The 17,984-nt window shown below is 37.8% G+C and carries 11 protein-coding genes; all 11 read right to left on the reverse strand.

The genetic code is table 11. The features are described 5' to 3' along the window. Nucleotides 1-14 precede the first annotated feature (14 nt). The 11 genes from I2I33_RS06950 to I2I33_RS07000 all read right to left on the reverse strand — a co-directional run bounded on the left by I2I33_RS06950 (nt 15) and on the right by I2I33_RS07000 (nt 17,973). Nucleotides 15-2,294, reverse strand: a complete 2,280-nt coding sequence (locus I2I33_RS06950; RefSeq protein WP_229128224.1) for a Gldg family protein — start codon at nt 2,292-2,294, stop codon at nt 15-17. Between the two features lie 35 nt (nt 2,295-2,329). Next, entirely contained in the window at nt 2,330-3,256 is a 927-nt protein-coding gene (locus I2I33_RS06955) for an ABC transporter ATP-binding protein (protein ID WP_087421799.1), read from the reverse strand. 7 nt (nt 3,257-3,263) lie between these two features. Next, nucleotides 3,264-5,576 (reverse strand): Gldg family protein, encoded by a 2,313-nt coding sequence (locus I2I33_RS06960; protein ID WP_087421910.1) that lies wholly within the window; start codon nt 5,574-5,576, stop codon nt 3,264-3,266. Nucleotide 5,577: 1 nt separating this feature from the next. Next, nucleotides 5,578-6,513 carry an ABC transporter ATP-binding protein gene (locus tag I2I33_RS06965; RefSeq protein WP_087421798.1) on the reverse strand — a complete coding sequence of 312 codons (936 nt, stop codon included), beginning with the start codon at nt 6,511-6,513 and terminating at the stop codon, nt 5,578-5,580. 34 nt (nt 6,514-6,547) lie between these two features. Next, complete coding sequence (locus I2I33_RS06970) at nt 6,548-8,140, reverse strand: PKD-like family lipoprotein (protein WP_162613831.1); 1,593 nt, start codon at nt 8,138-8,140, stop codon at nt 6,548-6,550. Between the two features lie 19 nt (nt 8,141-8,159). After that, nucleotides 8,160-8,915, reverse strand: coding sequence for a DUF4843 domain-containing protein (locus tag I2I33_RS06975; RefSeq protein ID WP_087421796.1), 756 nt, complete (start codon nt 8,913-8,915; stop codon nt 8,160-8,162). 18 nt (nt 8,916-8,933) lie between these two features. Further along, nucleotides 8,934-10,511 carry a RagB/SusD family nutrient uptake outer membrane protein gene (locus tag I2I33_RS06980; RefSeq protein ID WP_087421795.1) on the reverse strand — a complete coding sequence of 526 codons (1,578 nt, stop codon included), beginning with the start codon at nt 10,509-10,511 and terminating at the stop codon, nt 8,934-8,936. An 11-nt stretch (nt 10,512-10,522) separates the two neighbouring features. After that, nucleotides 10,523-13,858, reverse strand: a complete 3,336-nt coding sequence (locus I2I33_RS06985) for a SusC/RagA family TonB-linked outer membrane protein (protein WP_229128225.1) — start codon at nt 13,856-13,858, stop codon at nt 10,523-10,525. 155 nt (nt 13,859-14,013) lie between these two features. Continuing rightward, entirely contained in the window at nt 14,014-15,189 is a 1,176-nt protein-coding gene (locus tag I2I33_RS06990) for a FecR family protein (RefSeq protein WP_162613830.1), read from the reverse strand. 284 nt (nt 15,190-15,473) lie between these two features. Then, nucleotides 15,474-16,052, reverse strand: coding sequence for an RNA polymerase sigma factor (locus tag I2I33_RS06995; protein ID WP_239428314.1), 579 nt, complete (start codon nt 16,050-16,052; stop codon nt 15,474-15,476). A gap of 826 nt (nt 16,053-16,878) precedes the next feature. After that, nucleotides 16,879-17,973 (reverse strand): thioredoxin family protein, encoded by a 1,095-nt coding sequence (locus tag I2I33_RS07000; protein WP_087421791.1) that lies wholly within the window; start codon nt 17,971-17,973, stop codon nt 16,879-16,881. Between the last annotated feature and the right edge of the window lie 11 nt (nt 17,974-17,984).

The raw sequence follows: 17,984 nt of genomic DNA on the forward strand, positions 1-17,984 counted from the left end.
ACGTCCGTGTTCTTTTAACGTCTCTTTCTCTTGATCAAGAATACAATACTCCAAACCATAATCGCCAACGGGATCAACCAGATAAAACCAATCTTCACCCAAATCATGGCATCTTGAGAGATATACAGATCATCATCCGGCGGACGTACTCGATCCGTGTTAATCGGATATTCATCATAAGACAAGCTACGGAACATTTCTGTAATCATACTGAAGTTCGCACCGTTCAATCCGGCTCGACTAGTGGATAACTCTTTTACGGACAAACAGTCGGCATCACCGATAACAAAGATACGCTGTTCCGGCTTATCTTTTATAGAACGACTCAAGTAAAACATGACAGAATTAGATTTCTCCACTTCACCTATTTTAGGATTGATTGTAGACTTCTCGTTTAAAAAATCTGTTGTCTCATATTCAATCCATGAACCTTGCGGATTAGTTGCCAACACTTCTGATATTTTAAACCCTTTCGTCGTATCAACAACCTCTACCGCACATGCAGAAGGAGTTATAACGGTATAACCTCTCCTTATCAACTGATTGAAATAAAGCGATGCATTCAAAGCACCCTCTGTAATTCTCGCCGCAATAATATCATCTAGATATTGCTTGCTCGGAGCGACCAATATTCCATCCACAAAACGTAATCCCAACACCTCAACCAAAGGATTCATATAAGCCTGTCTTTTCGGCTCTCCTAAAACAATCAGATTTCCTCCTCGTTCAACAAATGCGTTATAATTCGCAAACTCTTCCGCAGTCAATGAAGATTTCAAATCGGATAGAACCAATACATCTACATTCTCCGGCACGGGTTGATCTAATGTCACTTCCTCGACCTGAAATCCTTGATTAATCAAAGAATTTCTAAATGACGGATTTTGAGCAAAAGCAGCATATCCCTTATCACTATAATCACCACAACCACGTTCACCATGTCCGGTTACAAACGCTACCATCGGAGATTTATCAACTAAAGTCTTTAAGGCTGCCGTAATCTCACTCTCAAACGGATGTACGAAATTATCTTGATAAATTCGTAAATATGCCTTTTTGCCATTATCACGTTTGAAAACCCTTACAAAACGACCATTTTCTCTTGAAAGATCATCCATCTTGCTTACTTCTTCTGCAGAAATAAACATTTCCGGATTATAATCATACCCTTCACACACTTTCACCATACGTTCCTTAAGACTCAATCCCTCATAAATTTTGTCATAATGAGCATTAGTTCCCGGGCCATAATAATAGACATAGTTGATCTTCATATCCGGCTTGAAACGCACGTAACGGTCAAACTTCTCCATATCATAATTCTTCCCTTCAGGAGATCCATTATACCAAGTCTCATCCAATAAATTCACATAAGTAGTCAAAGTTAGGCCTCCGTCCATTTTTTCCATGACCTCCTGACTATTTTCCGTTAATGTATTCCGTTTTGTCGCAGTTGCATCGTAATAGGCAATCATCATCGGACGAGAAGAAAAATAACCCACGATCAACACGATCGCCAAAACAGTCACGTAACTCGTACAACTTCTCAATGCCGAACGTTTCAATCGCTCTCCTTGTAACTTGATAAACGTGAATGCAAGGAACATAAAAATGACTAACACAAAATAAAATATATCCTTACTACATATCATCCCTTCCAGGAAAACTTTTGAACGTCCTGATATAGATAACCAATAAGTCAAATCACGAACGAAATCTATATCTTGCCCCACTTTTCCAATAAAATTCAAGACGGCTAAAACAGCCAAAGTCCCAATCGCAGCGACAACCTGATATTTCGTGATCGTTGACATAAACAATCCAATTGCAGCATAGGCACAAACAGTAAGAAAAACACCCAACAACGCTGTAAACATAAAGGGTATATCAGCATCTTTAACAGAAAACATGGTAAAAATCATCGGGATTAACAACATCACCACAAGAATCAAACCATAAACAACAACCGACAAATATTTACCTAAAACAATCTGTAAATTAGATACCGGAGAAGAATAAAGTAATTTTATCGAACCGCTACTTAACTCCCGACTCATCAACCCCATCGTCAACAAAGGTATATAAAGATACAGATTATTCAGCATCTCTGCATATACACCATCATACCCTCCAATCAGATTAACAGTTGTGTTAAATGGTTTATATCCCATTGCCAAACTGCGCAATTCATCACTAAACCCTCCACAATATGCTAACCCGGCTTGAAATGCAAACACGATCAATACCATCCAGGCAATCGGGGAGAAAAACAGAACTCTCAGCTCTGTTTTCATTATTCTCATTATTGTCCTCATGAATTCAAATACTTTTAAAATTTACCTGACAACTTAGCAAATACCTTATCCAACGATTCTTTCTCCAAAGAAATCTCTCGTAAATGCCAATTATTACGAACCGCTTCATTAACGACACGACTCACAATACTATCATCTCCTTTAAAATGAAGACGGAAACGAGTACGAGTCAATCGTTCAACTCTTTCCATTCCTTCTATTTTCAACAATTCGCTATCGCCAACCGGAGCATTATGCATAATAACCATTAATACACTCGGATCCATGTAATTATTAAATTCTTCAATAGACCCCTTGAACACCATATTGCCATGCTCGATCATCATGATATAATCACAAGCAGCTTGTACTTCTGGTAAAATATGCGTGGATATTAACACTGCACGTTCTTCTGCAATCTCCCGAATCAATCGTCTGATCTCGAGTATCTGGTTTGGGTCCAGTCCATTCGTTGGTTCATCTAAAATAACAAACATCGGATCATGAATAATTGACTGGGCTATCCCAACCCGTTGCTGATATCCTCCGGAAAGGTTACTAATAACCCGTTTACTAAAATGAGCTATACCACACTTTGCCTTGGCCCGTTCTACGGCTGCAGGAATTTCAGACTTTGGCATCAAACGAATGTCTGCACAATGATACAAGTATTCATCCACCGTCATATCTGTATGTAAAGGAGCCTTTTGAGGTAAAAATCCAATAAATTTTTTAGCTGTTATAGGATCTTTTCGTAAATTCACTCCATTAATAAAAACCTCTCCTTCAGTCTGAGTCAACACGTTACAAATAATATTCATCGTGGTTGACTTTCCCGCACCGTTAGATCCTAACAATCCAAACACTCCTTTTGTACTAATTTCAAAATTAATATCCTTAATTGCCCAATCCACACTATAACGATGTGAAAGATGCTTTACTTCAACTATTTTATTTACCATAATCCTCTTATTTTCGTTGTCTCCGAAATATTATCATGATCCCTAAAGCCGCAATACACAATGGGAATATTGCCATACATCCCCAACTTACCAATGAACGACATCCCCTAGGCAGCCTTATACTTGAATCAATGTAATCAGCTCTTCTCGTATCAATCGGGAATTCATCATAAGATAACCAACGAAACGAACCATTAATAATACTATAATTCGATGCACCTATACCTGTAAATCCTGACGTTAACGCTTCGTTTCCAATCACATCCGAATCCCCGGAGATAACAATCCGTTGTTCCTTATCCCCCACTTTCCGACTCATAGTAAGTAATAATGTGTACACATCTTTCTTTTCTTCGGCCTCCGGATTAAACACAAATTCTCCATCGACAAAATCCGTAGTTTCCTTTTCCAACCAAGCATCCTTATCTGAAATCAACACCGGAGTAACCTCAAATTCCCGAGCTTCAGAATAATCTAATGCCACAGAAGTAGGTAAACCTACCACGTAATCATATTTCTTCAGCTTTCCATAAGTTGGATATTTTTGAGCTGCTTCTTCAGTAAAGAAACCTACCGCCACCGTCGGAGAGGTATATTCATTTTCATTCACCAACACACCATCGGAAAACTTTACACCCAAGGATGATGTCACTTTATTCATATTTTCACTCCGTCCATATTCTCCCAAAATGAACAAATTACCACCTTTAGCTATATAGTCTTGTACCTTCGCCATCGCTACGCCTGACAAAGAATCCCGTAAGTCCGAGATAACCAGTACATCCACAGAACCATCAAGAGATTCTTTATCCAAATCAATCGTTCTCGTATCAAAACCATTATTCATAAGAGCTTGACGGAACCATTTATCTTGAGCAAACAAATAATATCCGCGTCCTCCATAATTATCAATTTCACGGGAACCATACCCAGCAGAAAAAGCAACTTTAGGTGCAGGAGAAGTAAAACGTTTCAATGCAGCGGATATTTCTGCCTCATCCGGATGTTTCCTATTATCATGAAACATTCTCAAAAATGCTTTCTGCCCATTATCCCGCTCCATGATACGAAGGAACTTGTTCTGTTCCGGCCCTAAATCTATAATCTTTTTCATCTCCTCCGGAGACATAAACATTTCACGATCCAGTTTATTTGCCTGACACAACAGTTCAACTCTCTCTTCGTCCGTTTTATTCGGGAAACGCCACTCTAAACTTGAATTTGTCGCCTTATCGTAATAATAAACATACTTCATCTCAATATCCGGCTTAAAACGGATATATTTCTCAAAACGTTTTAAATCATTATTTCTATTACGAGGCACTCCATTATAGAAATCTTCATCCAACAGATTCACGTAAGTCGTGATAGTCAACCCTCCCTCCAAATTTTTAATCACTTCTTGACTCTCTTGGGCCAACGTATTCTCTTTCGTATAAGAAGCATCATAATAGAATTTCGTGTAAGGAGTAGAGGAAACATAACCTAACACTAACGTTACTAATACAATTCCACTATATTTCAAGACCTTCGTCTTCAAGGGCATGATACTCTTCTCCGTGTTTAACTTCAGTATAGATAATGCCAAGAAGAATCCAATAACAATCAAGAAATAGAATACATTATCACTGGCTATCAATCCATCAATAAACGGATAAGCACGTCCGGTAATAGACAACCAGTATGTAATGTTCCGTACCAAATCATACTCCTGCCCTACATCCCCAATAAAATTTAAAACTGCCAAAACAGCTAAAGTACCGATAGCTGCAACAACTTGATATTTGGTAATTGATGACATGAATAAACCAATAGCCGAATAAGCCAAAATCAACAGATACAATCCCAACATTCCTGATAACACCAATGAATAATCAAAATTCACGATAGTTATCGCAGAAAACAGCACAAACACACCTAAAACTGCAATCAACGCAAAACCGTAAACCATCATGGATAAAAATTTACCAAAAATGATCGACGTATTTTTCACTGGGGAGGAATACAATAACTTTATTGAACCACTTTGATATTCTCTACTCATCAATCCCATAGTAATCAATGGAATATAAAGATAAATATACCTCTGTATCGGAGGTAATATTCCTCTCATCCCAGTAAAAATACCTGTGGTCACCTGCCATAATTCGTATCCCATATCCTGGTAACGTAATTGGTCTCCAAACACTTCGGCAAATGACATTCCGATCTGGAAACCGAATATCACTAAAACAAGCCAAGCCACGGGAGAATAGAACATAGAGTTCAATTCAATTTTGGCAACACGAAGGGTTGTTTTTATATTGTTATTTACTTTCATCTTACTTACTATTTTTTGTTTTTCCCGATAACTGTGCAAAAATTTCATCCAAAGAACAACGCTCAACCAGCAAGTCTTTTAGCTCCCACCCATTGGCAACACTTGCTTCTACATACCTTTCGGTAATAGCCGTATCATCCTTAAGAAATATCCGAAAACGTCCGTTTCCCAAGACCTCCACTCCTTTATTGTCGCATAACGTTTCCAATACAGTTTTATCAGGAGATTTTCCAAACTCTATCACGAAACTTTCAGGAGCCACATAATTATCAAAATCCTCCATACTACCCGAAAATACCAACTTACCATTTTCAATCATCTTAATCTCATTGCAGATAGCTTGTACTTCAGATAATATATGTGTTGATAATAAAACCGCATGATCTTCTGCTATCTCCCGGATCAGATTCCGAATATCCACGATCTGGTTCGGATCTAACCCGTTTGTCGGTTCATCCAGTACTACGAATTTCGGGTTATGCACAATGGCCTGTGCAATTCCCACCCGTTGTTGATATCCTCCAGACAAGTTTTTAATCAAGCGATCCCGAAAGTGTGTAATTGCACATCGCTCCAAAGCACGATCTACAGCCTTTCCAACCTCTTCAGCCGGCATCAATCGTAAAAAAGCCGAATGCTTCAAATACTCTTCAACCGTCAAATCCGTGTATAACGGTGGCTGTTGAGGTAAAAATCCAATATACCGTTTTGCCTCGACGGGATCCTCTCTCAAGTTAAGCCCATTGATAAACACATTGCCCTCCGTTTGATTCAAAACCCCACAAATAATATTCATTGTAGTCGACTTCCCTGCACCATTCGAACCCAACAATCCAACCACTCCATTCTCACTAATTTCAAAATTAATATCTCGTATCGCCCACTGCACAGAGTACCTGTGGGACAAATGTTCCACTCGAACAATAGAATTTTCCATACTTATAATTAATGATTTACATACAATACATCACCTATTCCACATTATAATCTCTCGCTCCGGTTGTAGAAACATCTACAATTTCACCACCCACATTAAAGACTGATTTCTTTATAATAAACGGATTATTTTTATCCCGAATATCTACTCGCATAAAATCACCATTTGCCAAACCCACACCAAACTCTTTATGATTATTCGAGTAAATATCATAATGAATTGCCGTTATTGGTGCATCAAATGTCATGAACAAACCTTCTTTATAATTAGTTGCACAATCAATATAACGTAATTCATTTCCTTTAGTATAGAAAATATATTTAGCATAATTACCTGCCGAGTTACTAGAAGTTATCAAAATCTTATTATCCTTTGTCAATTGTACCGGACTCTCCGTTTTTTTCACATATGAATTATTTATAGCTAATGCATAATAAGCAGGCGGATTAATATCCAACACAAAATCCCCGATATAAGTTTTCCCATCTTCATTATAAATCATCCTATACAACTTTAAGGTATAAGGGTTTAGCCACTCATCTCCTTTTTCGCTTATAGCTAATACTTCAGAATTTTCACCCATATCCCAAGGTGTAACAGCATGTCCTGTTCCGACAAAAGTTACCGGAAAAATGGCCCCCATTGACGCAGCAACTACTGAATGATTAATTGTTAATACCCTATGATTTTTCCGGTCATAAGCTAAGCGCTGTGAAGTCCAGTTACTTGTTTGTCCATTACCTATAAAATCAACTTCATATCCCTTACTATCTATTTCATAAGGTTCTGTCAAGAATTTTCCCCCTAAATAATTTTCTGAAAACAATCGACGAAACAAACGTCCATCTTCCGCCACCAAAAAAGTAATCCGATTGGAATAAAAAGCATCTACAATACTAAAATTCGCCGGTGTTCCATCTAAAAATTCATCTTTCAAATCACTAGCTTTTTTCAAATTTTCATTACTAACTTCATAGGCAACCTTATCAGTAAGTACTAATGTCGCTAATGAATAAACAGAAATAGAAGGAGCCAAATGGTCTAATAGCTTCCGAGGATTTCCAGGAATTATTTCTCCATTCATCTTCTGAAAAATCCCGATTGTATTCTCAAAAGTCGTATCCACCTTATTCCCATTATTTTTCTTTATCAATCGCTGATAAGAAAGTTTTGAATTTTCCCCGTCTTTAGAAAGAATCATCCAATTCCCCTTACCATATTTAGGAATAAAATTATATAACACCTTCGTCATATACCGTAGGCCTGTGGAATTTTCTATCACACTATAAGTTCCGGTCAAAAATGATGATGGATATTCAGTCAATCCTAACTTATCCATTGCCTCATTTGTTGGCACATTAAAATCTTTTTCAGTACATAAGACAACCCCATTAAGCTTCCATTCATAACTCAAATCAGCCATTCTCTCCAAAGAATCTGCAGTATTAAAACGAAAACTCCCTTTCATAATCGTTGTATCATCTTCATAACAATAAATATGATTAGGCGATTTAAACAAGAAAGTTGGAGCTGATTCCGGCAGATAGGAATAATTTCCCTCATCCTCAAAACATCCTGCTAACAACCAAGCAGAAAATAACGACAGTAATATATATTTCGTCTTCATAAAATAATCTATAAAAAAATTATAACGCAACCTCCATTGGTTCATTGTCCTCATCCAATATCACTGGATTTTGCCGTAATAACCAATTTTTAAACTCTAATGTCAATTGAATTGCCTTATCTGGATGCTCTCGTATCAACTCTTCACTCATCTCCGCTTTTTTATCAATCTCATTCAAAAACAATTTATACTTTTTAGTAGAATAATCTCCTAATAAATTGCTTGTCACTTCATCATTCCACCATGTCGGTTTTGCTGTCGCTGTCGTTAAAATTAATTTAGCCCGAGTACGTTCAACCTGTCCCAATTTCAAATTTTCATTAGGAATAATCTCCACAACTAAAGTTACTCCATTCTCCATCACCTCCAACCGAGTACTACGATGAAATTTTATATAAATCACATCTCTTATATCATTAGAATCCTTACTGATAGTATTTGTATGAAACGTGTATTCTGGATCAATTGTATATTCATCAGCATTTGCAGTTGTCTCTTCTTCAACAACTTTCAACCGAAACGTTTGGTCTTCCTTTAAAGAGTCACCGGAAAGTAATATTGCCAAAGGAGCTTCAATATTTTGTGTTCCATCAGGATAAAAGAAAAAGGAAGCCACAGTGGAATCAGCCTGAGCCAAGCCAGGATATACTTCATTTATATAAAATTTCTCAAAATAAATTTCATTTCCATCTGTAAAAACCTCGATCTCTCTTTCGTCACATGCCCCAAATACAACGACGAACAAGACTACCAATACAATATATAGTTTTTTCATCTCACTTCATTTTAAGTTTTACATTGATTGACTTTCCGGCATGGGCACAACAGCCTCTTGACGTTTAAAAGAACGTTTTATTCCTTTTCCAAAATCTACTTCTGCATTCAATCGTTTATAGAGATAGAATAATTGTCCTTCAGAAATCCACTCCCTACGAGCATCGATAATTAGTTCTTTCACAAAATCATCCCAACGACTAAAAGAAACATCATCCCAACATCCCCTCGCTTGACGAATGTCGTTTAATATTCGGGCTGCATCTGTCCAATTTCCTTTCCGAGCATAACTTTCAGCCATAATATATTGCATTTCCGTAGCACGAATAACAGGAAGAATTGTCACATTTTTACTACGCATAGCCTCATCCTCATGACAAAACCATTTACCGGAAACAGGTTGCTTATTATTAGCTAAAAATATCATTTTGGTATGCCGAATATCACTTACCGATTCATCAATTCCCTTACTGGACTTAAAAATATCATCTACTCTTACCACAAAGTATTGGGCTCCGGCTCCCTTAGATTCTTTCAAAAAATGCATACCTAAATTCAATTCTTCATAAGCCTTCTCATTATATAAAGCAAAAATCAAATTATCAACTAAACGCAAGTTAGACTTACCTTCAAAAGTCGCAAAACTATTATCTGCCCCAGACATTATCCCTGTTGTTTTAAATTCATAAAACGTGAATTTATCCCACTGACTAGCCTCATACTTAAATTTCAACACTTCATCAGCGGCCTCAAATGCCTCATCATATTTTCCTGCATATTGATAAGCTCTAGCTAGTAAAGCCGTCATCGAATAATAATTCAATCTATACCCCCGCCCTTTAAAAAAATCAGACAATGCTCTTGGAGTACTCGCCAGCGTGGTAAAAGAAGGAAATTTATTATAAAAACGAGCATCTCCCGTACACACAGCATTCATTGCAAGTGCTGAAGTATCAAAATCATAAACAAGTTCTTTTGCTTTTTCTAGATCTGCAATAACTTTATCTATACATTCATTTACAGATATTCCTGCTGGCTGAATATTGGGATATTGTTCCACATAAGGAACATAATTTGCACCATCATCACTTATTGGAGCCGGAGCAAATAACCGTAACATATCAAACTGCACCAACGCCCGACAAGCGTACGCTTCTCCCAAAATCATATTTCGTTCCATCTCTCCAAATTCAAATAATTCTGGAGTTGTATTTTCGACAAGATTTTGTATCAAATTATTGGCATTAGCTACAACATTATAAGCAGCCAACCAAGTCTCTTCTATCCGAGAAGCCACTTGAGTTTGCCCATAATCCATTTTACCATAAGCTTGATACTCTGTCATAACATTATTCTCAGGACTCAAATCATATTGTTGAGAAAAACCGTCTAACATCGCAAAAGCTAAATTTTTTCCGTACAAAGAAGCTTTTCCCATATTCTTATACAATCCGTTCAGAGTCGAACGATACCCTTCAGCTGTACTGAATATCTGTTCTTCTGTCGCCTGTGTTATAGGTTTCAAATCCAGCCAACTTTCACAAGATGAAAGAATAAAAACCGTAGCAAATAATAATAATTTTATATGTATTTTCATCTTTTTTATTTTTAGAATCTAACATTCAAGGTTAAACTATAATTCTTGGCATAAGGATAGCTGATCCCTCGTTCTTCTTTTACACTAGACCAACGTCCTAAATCATTAGCATTAAAACGTAATCCCAAAGAAGCTAAACGCCATTTACTTATTAACGTCACCGGGAAATCATACCCTATAGAGAGACTATTAAAAGATAAATAATTATAATCTTGTACAAAACGAGAAGTCGGACGTACATAAGGTTTCTCTCGAATGTCATAATAAGGAACCCGATCTCCCGGTTGCTTCCAACGTTCGGCCAATACTCGTTTATCTACATTCTTACCAGTAATATCAGCATTCTCCACCCGATTGATCAAAGTCTCGTTATAAGTCTGCCCTCCCCATTGGAAAAGGAAAGAAGCATTCAAAAAGAAACCTTTATAAGAAACATTAAAACCAAAAGCTCCTTGTGCATCTGGAGTTTCATCTCCCACAACAACTTGATCATTTGCATCCCAAGTATATGTACTAGTTCCATTTTTTTTGATAAATTTTTCTTTACCACTAGCAGGATCAATACCAGCAGAACGAACAGCATAAATAGCAGTAGTTGATGCTCCAACCGTATATCTTTTCAATGGAGCACTACGCAAATCTGCATAATAACCATAATCATTCAAATTATTATAATTCTCATCCAAAGCTTTATTATAAGCTTCCGCAGCTTTACCTAATTTTGTAATCTCATTATGGTTCGTCGCAATATTTCCAATTACCGTAACCATCCAATCTTTATCTCTATACAAAGTTGCCCTCAAGTCAAACTCAAAACCTTTATTAACAACAGTTCCAGCATTTGAATAATAAGTTGTAAAGCCTGAAGACTGACGAATTGATGTCTCATCAATCATATCTTCAGTTTCCTTATGGTAATAATTTGCTTTTACATCCAAAATTCCATCCCACAAACCGAATTCGATTCCGGCATCCAAAGTATTCGTTGTCTCCCATTTCAATTTCTCATTCCCCAAATAATAAAGATAAGAAGCCGGTCCTGTATAATACCAAGCATCACTATCCATTGAATATGTAGTTACTCCTGTATAAGAAGGAAAATTCACCTTCCCCGTACTTCCATAAGATCCACGAATTCTCAACAAAGTAATCATTCCATTATCTCTCAAAAAATTGTAATTATGAATATTCATACCTGCTCCTACAGACCAAAAGGGCGCAAAACGTTTATCTGCACCAAATTGGGATGAACCATCCATTCTCCAAGAACCATCAAAAAGATAAATATCATTATATGAATAGTTTACACTCGCTAATAATCCAAATAAACGAGAATTCGTTTCATTGCGTTTTGTTTTCTCATCCTGCTTAGCAGCAAATTCAGAGCTATGTACACTTCCCATCGGGAAACCAGTAAAAGTCATACGATTAGAGGAAGAATGTGATTCAACTGCTTCAATTCCAGCTGTCGCATTTATAAAATGTTTCTTAAATTGACGATTATACAAAAAAAGTCCTTTAGCCGTCCAATTATATCCCTCAGATAAATCCCGATCTAACTGCCCTTGTTCTTCGATTGGGAATATTTGCGAACCATGATAATACGGGTCTCGCGGATCTCTGAATGATTCTGTTTTTGTATCAGTCTTCGTTATACTAAATTGGCCTTTGAATTGCAGACCTTCAGCTAAATACCAATTAACATTAAAGTTATCTATTAACTCATTATAAGTTGACTTTCCGCTATAACTATCTAAAGTAGCTTGATACAAAGGATTGGCAACATCTGATCTTCGTGCAAACGAATAAGATTGTATCAATTTACCTTCATCATCACGAATTCGCAGATAAGGTAACATATCAACATATTGACTAAAACTACCATAAGGAGAATCCTGTGAACGTGTAGAATTATAAGAAATATAATTACGAATCTGTAACTTCTTATAACGATAATCTAAAGTTAAGCCCGCACCCATACGATCTCTATAAGAATCCTTCATAACCCCACCATTTGTTTCATACTTCAAATCGACACCGTAACGAATACTCTCAACACCCCCCTCCACATAAATACTATGCTTATGGTTAAACGCATTCCGCAATGGCTGAGCCATCCAATCTGTATCGTATCCTCTCAATACCTGTTGTAATAGATTATTATACTCCATCTCATACTCTGTTGCAAGGCTTTCATTATCCGATTCATATACTCCACACAAACGTTCCAATTCTAATTTTTCCGCTGCATTACAAACATTATAATCAGATAAATCAGGCAATTCCAACGAAAAAGTTCCATTATAACTAACCATCAGTTGTCCCGGCTTTGGAGCTATTGTCGTGATAACCACAACCCCATTTGCTGCACGAGATCCATACATCGCCGTAGCGGCAGCATCTTTCAAAATTGTAAGACTTTCCACCCGGTTCATATCCATATCATACACTTTCTGTACATCCACCTCAAAACCATCCATAATAAATATCGGAAGATTCGGATTATCCTTCAAATCCGTATGCTGCTCCTGTTTCATCTGTTCTATATCCAATCCTTTCTTCATTCCGATACTGGATTCTCCACGAATATTAAACTCCGGTAAGGCATTCGGGTCAGATCCCCACAATGAGTTTTCACGAATTCGGAAAGACGGGTCAAAAGCTTGAATCGCACTAATGATATTTTTATTATTAGTTTTCATTAATTCATCCCTCGTCACTGCCGTAGCATTTCCCGTGAAACTTGATTTTTTAATATTAGAATATCCCGTCACGACCACTTCATCCAATTTTTCCACATCTTCCTCCAGAATCACGTTAATCTCCTTCTGATTCCCAACTTTCACCTCTTTAGAAATCATTCCGATAAAAGAAAACAACAACGTGATATCTTTCTGATCCGGCAACGTAACCTTATACATTCCAGCTGTGTCCGTCACCACCCCGATAGACGATCCCTTGATCAGAACAGTCACGCCCGGTAGAGGGGCTTTTTTACTATCCGTCACCCGTCCTTTAATCGTCCTGGCCTCTTTTTGTTGATTTTGGGGAGCCTCTTTAATAATAATCATATTATTCTCGATCTCCGCCACGAAACCTGTACCAGCCAACGCTTTTGTTAACACGTCAGACAACAACACATTTTGCATGTTAACCGTGATATTTTTCACGGATTTCGTTTTGTTGTAATCGTACAAGAAGCCCATGTCACACTGGCTTTTGATCGCCACGATCAAGTCCTCGATACTCGCATTTCTTAACTCAATACTTACTCGCTGGTTCTGCGAGTGAACCGCTGCATTCAATCCAAAATTGAACACGAACAAAAAAATACAAAGGTGTTTCATCAATAAAAGAATTTTTTGACACCACCTTTTTTGAAAAGGTGTGTACAGTTTACCTCTTTTTTTCATAAATTTGTAAAATCAAAATTAAACAATCAAATAAGCTTGCCGGCTTATATGTAACAGGAGGATATTGCCGTATTCTCCTGTTTCGTTATTTATCTCATTACTTGTACTACTTTTTTATCTATAACAAACTTCACGTCACTCGTGCGCTCGATTAATCGCAACAAGTAACTGAAATCATCAAATCGTCTTAACTCTCCTGAAAATAAAACCTCTTTCACATCCTCGTTCCGGTAGAAGACCTCGAAATCATACCACCTGGACAAAGTGGACAGAATATCCTCCAAACGTTTCTGATTAAAAATATATTTACCATTCTTCCAAGCTACAAACTCCGCCACATCCACTTTTTTCTCAATCGCAATCCCGCTTTCTTTATTATACGCCACTTGCATTCCCGGTTCCAACATGAAACTTTGCTTTCCCCGCTCAAAATCGACTTTCACTTTTCCGGAAACCAGCGTTGTATAATCATTTGCCTCGCTAGCATAGCAACTAATTCCAAAACTTGTTCCCAACACCGTCACTTTCTGCTCCCCGGAATGAACAATAAAAGGCCGATCCACGTCTCGCTGTACCTCAAAATAAGCTTCCCCCTCCAAATACACCTCCCGGGAATTACTAGAAAAAACAACCGGATAGCGTAAACGAGAGGCTGAATTAATCCATACCTTTGTCCCATCTTCCAACTCGATCCGATATTCGCCTCCCTTGGGAACGCTCAGCTTATTATATACAATATCTTGAAGTACATCAGATCTCTTATTCACAGGCAGATAACTTAATAACGTGCTATCCACCTTAATTTGATTTCCTGTTTTCTCTTGTAAAGAATATTGCTGTTCCCCTAACTGATACGTGGACCCGTCCGCCATTTCCAACACGGCATTGTATTGTCCCGGAACAATTTTTTGTACCGCTACGTTTACTTTTTGTTCCGTATTTGCCCGATAGTACACGAACAAACAACAACAAAGCACGATCGCCACAGCTGCCGCAGCACTCATTACCCACATCCAACGCCGTTTCCTTTCAATCTTCCGCTGTCCTTGCACACGCTTTTCAAACACCGCCCAGACATCCTGAATCCCCCCAATCCCAACATCCTGCACATTTTCCTGTTGATACATTCTCCTCATTCGCTCGTAGTATTCCCGATGTTCCTGTCCTTCTTTCAGCCATGCCTCAAAACGTTCCTCCTCCACGACGGAAAGCTTTCCCTCGATCTTCCGATAAATCAAACTAGCTGATATTGTGTTGTCTTTCATGGTTTTTACCTTAATAACATCCCTATAACGAAGAGTCATTTATTTTGTGTGACAAAAATTTCAACTTTTTTCAGATAAAATGAAAAATATTTTTTGAAGAACTTCATCCATCTCTCGTAATACTTGTAAACAAGTCTCACTGATATATTCATTTAATTTCAAGATAAAATCAAATAAAAATCCACAATCTGTATCATTGACCTATCGTTAACCTCTTAGCGAGACACGAAAGAAACTATAACGAAAATATCCTGCAAATACCCTAACGATACAAACAAATAGAGCTATTTGTTTTTCAGAAACATATAAACCAGAATAGAGGTATCCACCTCTTCTGCAAGAATTTCTCGCAATTTTTTATACCCCCTAGACACCTGTGTACGAATCGTGTTAATCGTGATTCCTAATTCTTCTGCAATCTCATGATACTTCTTTCCTTCCAGTACATTCAATTTAATAATCAACCTGCATTGTTTCGGTAGGCTCTCTATAGCTAAATTCACTTTATCATACACTTGCTCATCAATCTCTTCATCCACATCAGGAACACTAATCATGGCCTCTGCCATCAAGAATTTATATTTATCCTCCACTTGCAAATGGCGAAGATAATCCACTGCTGCATTACGGGCAACCTTATAAAACCATGATTTTAGCTGGAAATTATCAGGTAGAGAACGACTGCTTTCAAATAATTTAAAGAAAATATCCTGTACAATATCTTTTGCAACATCCTCATCCCCAACATGACGCACAACAAACACGACAAGTGGCTGATAGTATTTTTTAAATACGATCTCATAAATTCGGGTATCTCGCCTCCGCAATCCCGAAACATACGACCGATCCTCATTTAAATTCACATCCAACTTGTTACGTCTTAACTAATCCACTATTCACAAATCAATAAATGAACGTTTAAAAAAATCGCTTGATATGAGAATATTTACCATTTTTCAGCAAGCCTATATTTATCATACCTCTCTACACCAATCATTTATCTTACCCAACTATTTCCTTGTCTCATGCAATTTAAATTCGCAATAAACGTTCATTTATTGATCTCCAAAAATATAAAATAATTCAAACCTATCAACCATCAAGCCTTATTTTTCACAATGTTCACCTTAAAAACAACACTCAACTCTCTCGATTCTTTTCCATCTTATCTTTTGTCTTCCTCCCTACCCAAGCTTACATCCTACTATTATCCCTCCCATTTCCTTTCGTTATCTCTTCGTTCCTATAGAAGCCAGTTTCAACGATAGGATAACGAACACATAGCGACAAGATGTAAGCTATAACATTGATTATAACAATATTTACCCAAAAACAAGTTAACCTACTAAATATTTTTCCTCACGCCGGATGCGGGTATTTCCAACTGATGAACAATCATTATCATACCCAGTAAGTCCCTTAAAGACGAGACAAAGACAAGATAAAAACGAGATACGAACGACTTATCTCGTCTTCATCACCTTCATGCATCCCAAAAGTCCTCCCCGTTTCTATCTATATCCCTACATAATCAAGACTTAAACGGTTTCTTTCAATATACTATAGTAGCACTTATTATTTCTCAAATAGCAAAAAGTAATTCCTTGTCCTAAGACATGAAAAAAGTGATCCGGGGAATCCCGGACCACCCAACCACCACACGGTCCATCCAAAAAGCAACATTCAACCCTACATCTGCTTTTCCAACTCGTCAAAATAATAGGTCACGTAGTTTACATTTTCCTGTATTTTCAGATTTGGAACAACAGTCCTCCCCACCGGTATAAATTCTCTCAACGCCGCTTTATCCTCTTGGGTACGGAAATAGACCGATACGGGCATTACCATCATCATCACGTCAGCATCAGAGAAAACTGGAAATGCCTTTTTACTGATTTTCAACAATTCACTGGTATTCTTTTCCTTGTAAGCATTAGCCAAGCTCACGTACGCTAACAATCGTTTTTTATCATCCGTTTTCAACGTCCGAATCACTTTCCCGATCTCCTGTACATCAGCAAATGTTGTTTTCGTGTCACGCCCCCAAACAATGGATGACAAAACACCCGTGTAAAGCATCCCTAAACGTCGGTCAACCTTTTCCTGTCCTACCTGTTGACTGAATTGTTTTCTATGCGCCAGTAAAAACCGATAATTCTCAGAATGAAACGGAGCCAAATCATTATTATCAAACAAAATCCAACACGTGGAGTCAATCTTCTCAATATCCGTCAACTGCCCGGATAAAATTCCGGCAACCTCTCTCAACCGGCGAACCTCACTCGCATCCGACAAAGCCCGTAAGTACTTCAACAAAAAATCCTTATCCCGCTCGCCTTGTTCATAGCGAACGGCTAATGTTCCTACGGTCTCCGTCTGTTTCATGGAATGTTCCACCCGTTGAATAATTCCATCAACATCCATCCCGCCAACCAACTTATCATGAACCACACCATCCGGCCGAATCAACACGAAGGTCGGATACGCCCCGATACCAAGTTTTTTTGCCAACTCTGGGCCTTCCCCCTTCTCCATGTCATACTTCACGTTCACGAAACGGGAGTTAAAAAACACTCCCGCTTTCGCTAGCGTAAAAACTTGTTCTGCCATCACCTTACAGGGACCACACCAGGAAATGTAGGCATCCAAGAAAATCCAACGATTTTCTTCCTTCGCTTTCTGCAAGGCCTCCTTGAAAGTAAGCGTCTCGAATCTTACCCCCTCTTGCGCCCACAGTAAGGTGAGGGACAAACAACACAACAACATTAAAATTATCCTTTTCATTCACTGAAAAT

Origin of the sequence: Butyricimonas sp. BSD2780061689_150309_C8 (assembly GCF_015560935.1) — a bacterium.
GTDB lineage: Bacteria > Bacteroidota > Bacteroidia > Bacteroidales > Marinifilaceae > Butyricimonas > Butyricimonas paravirosa.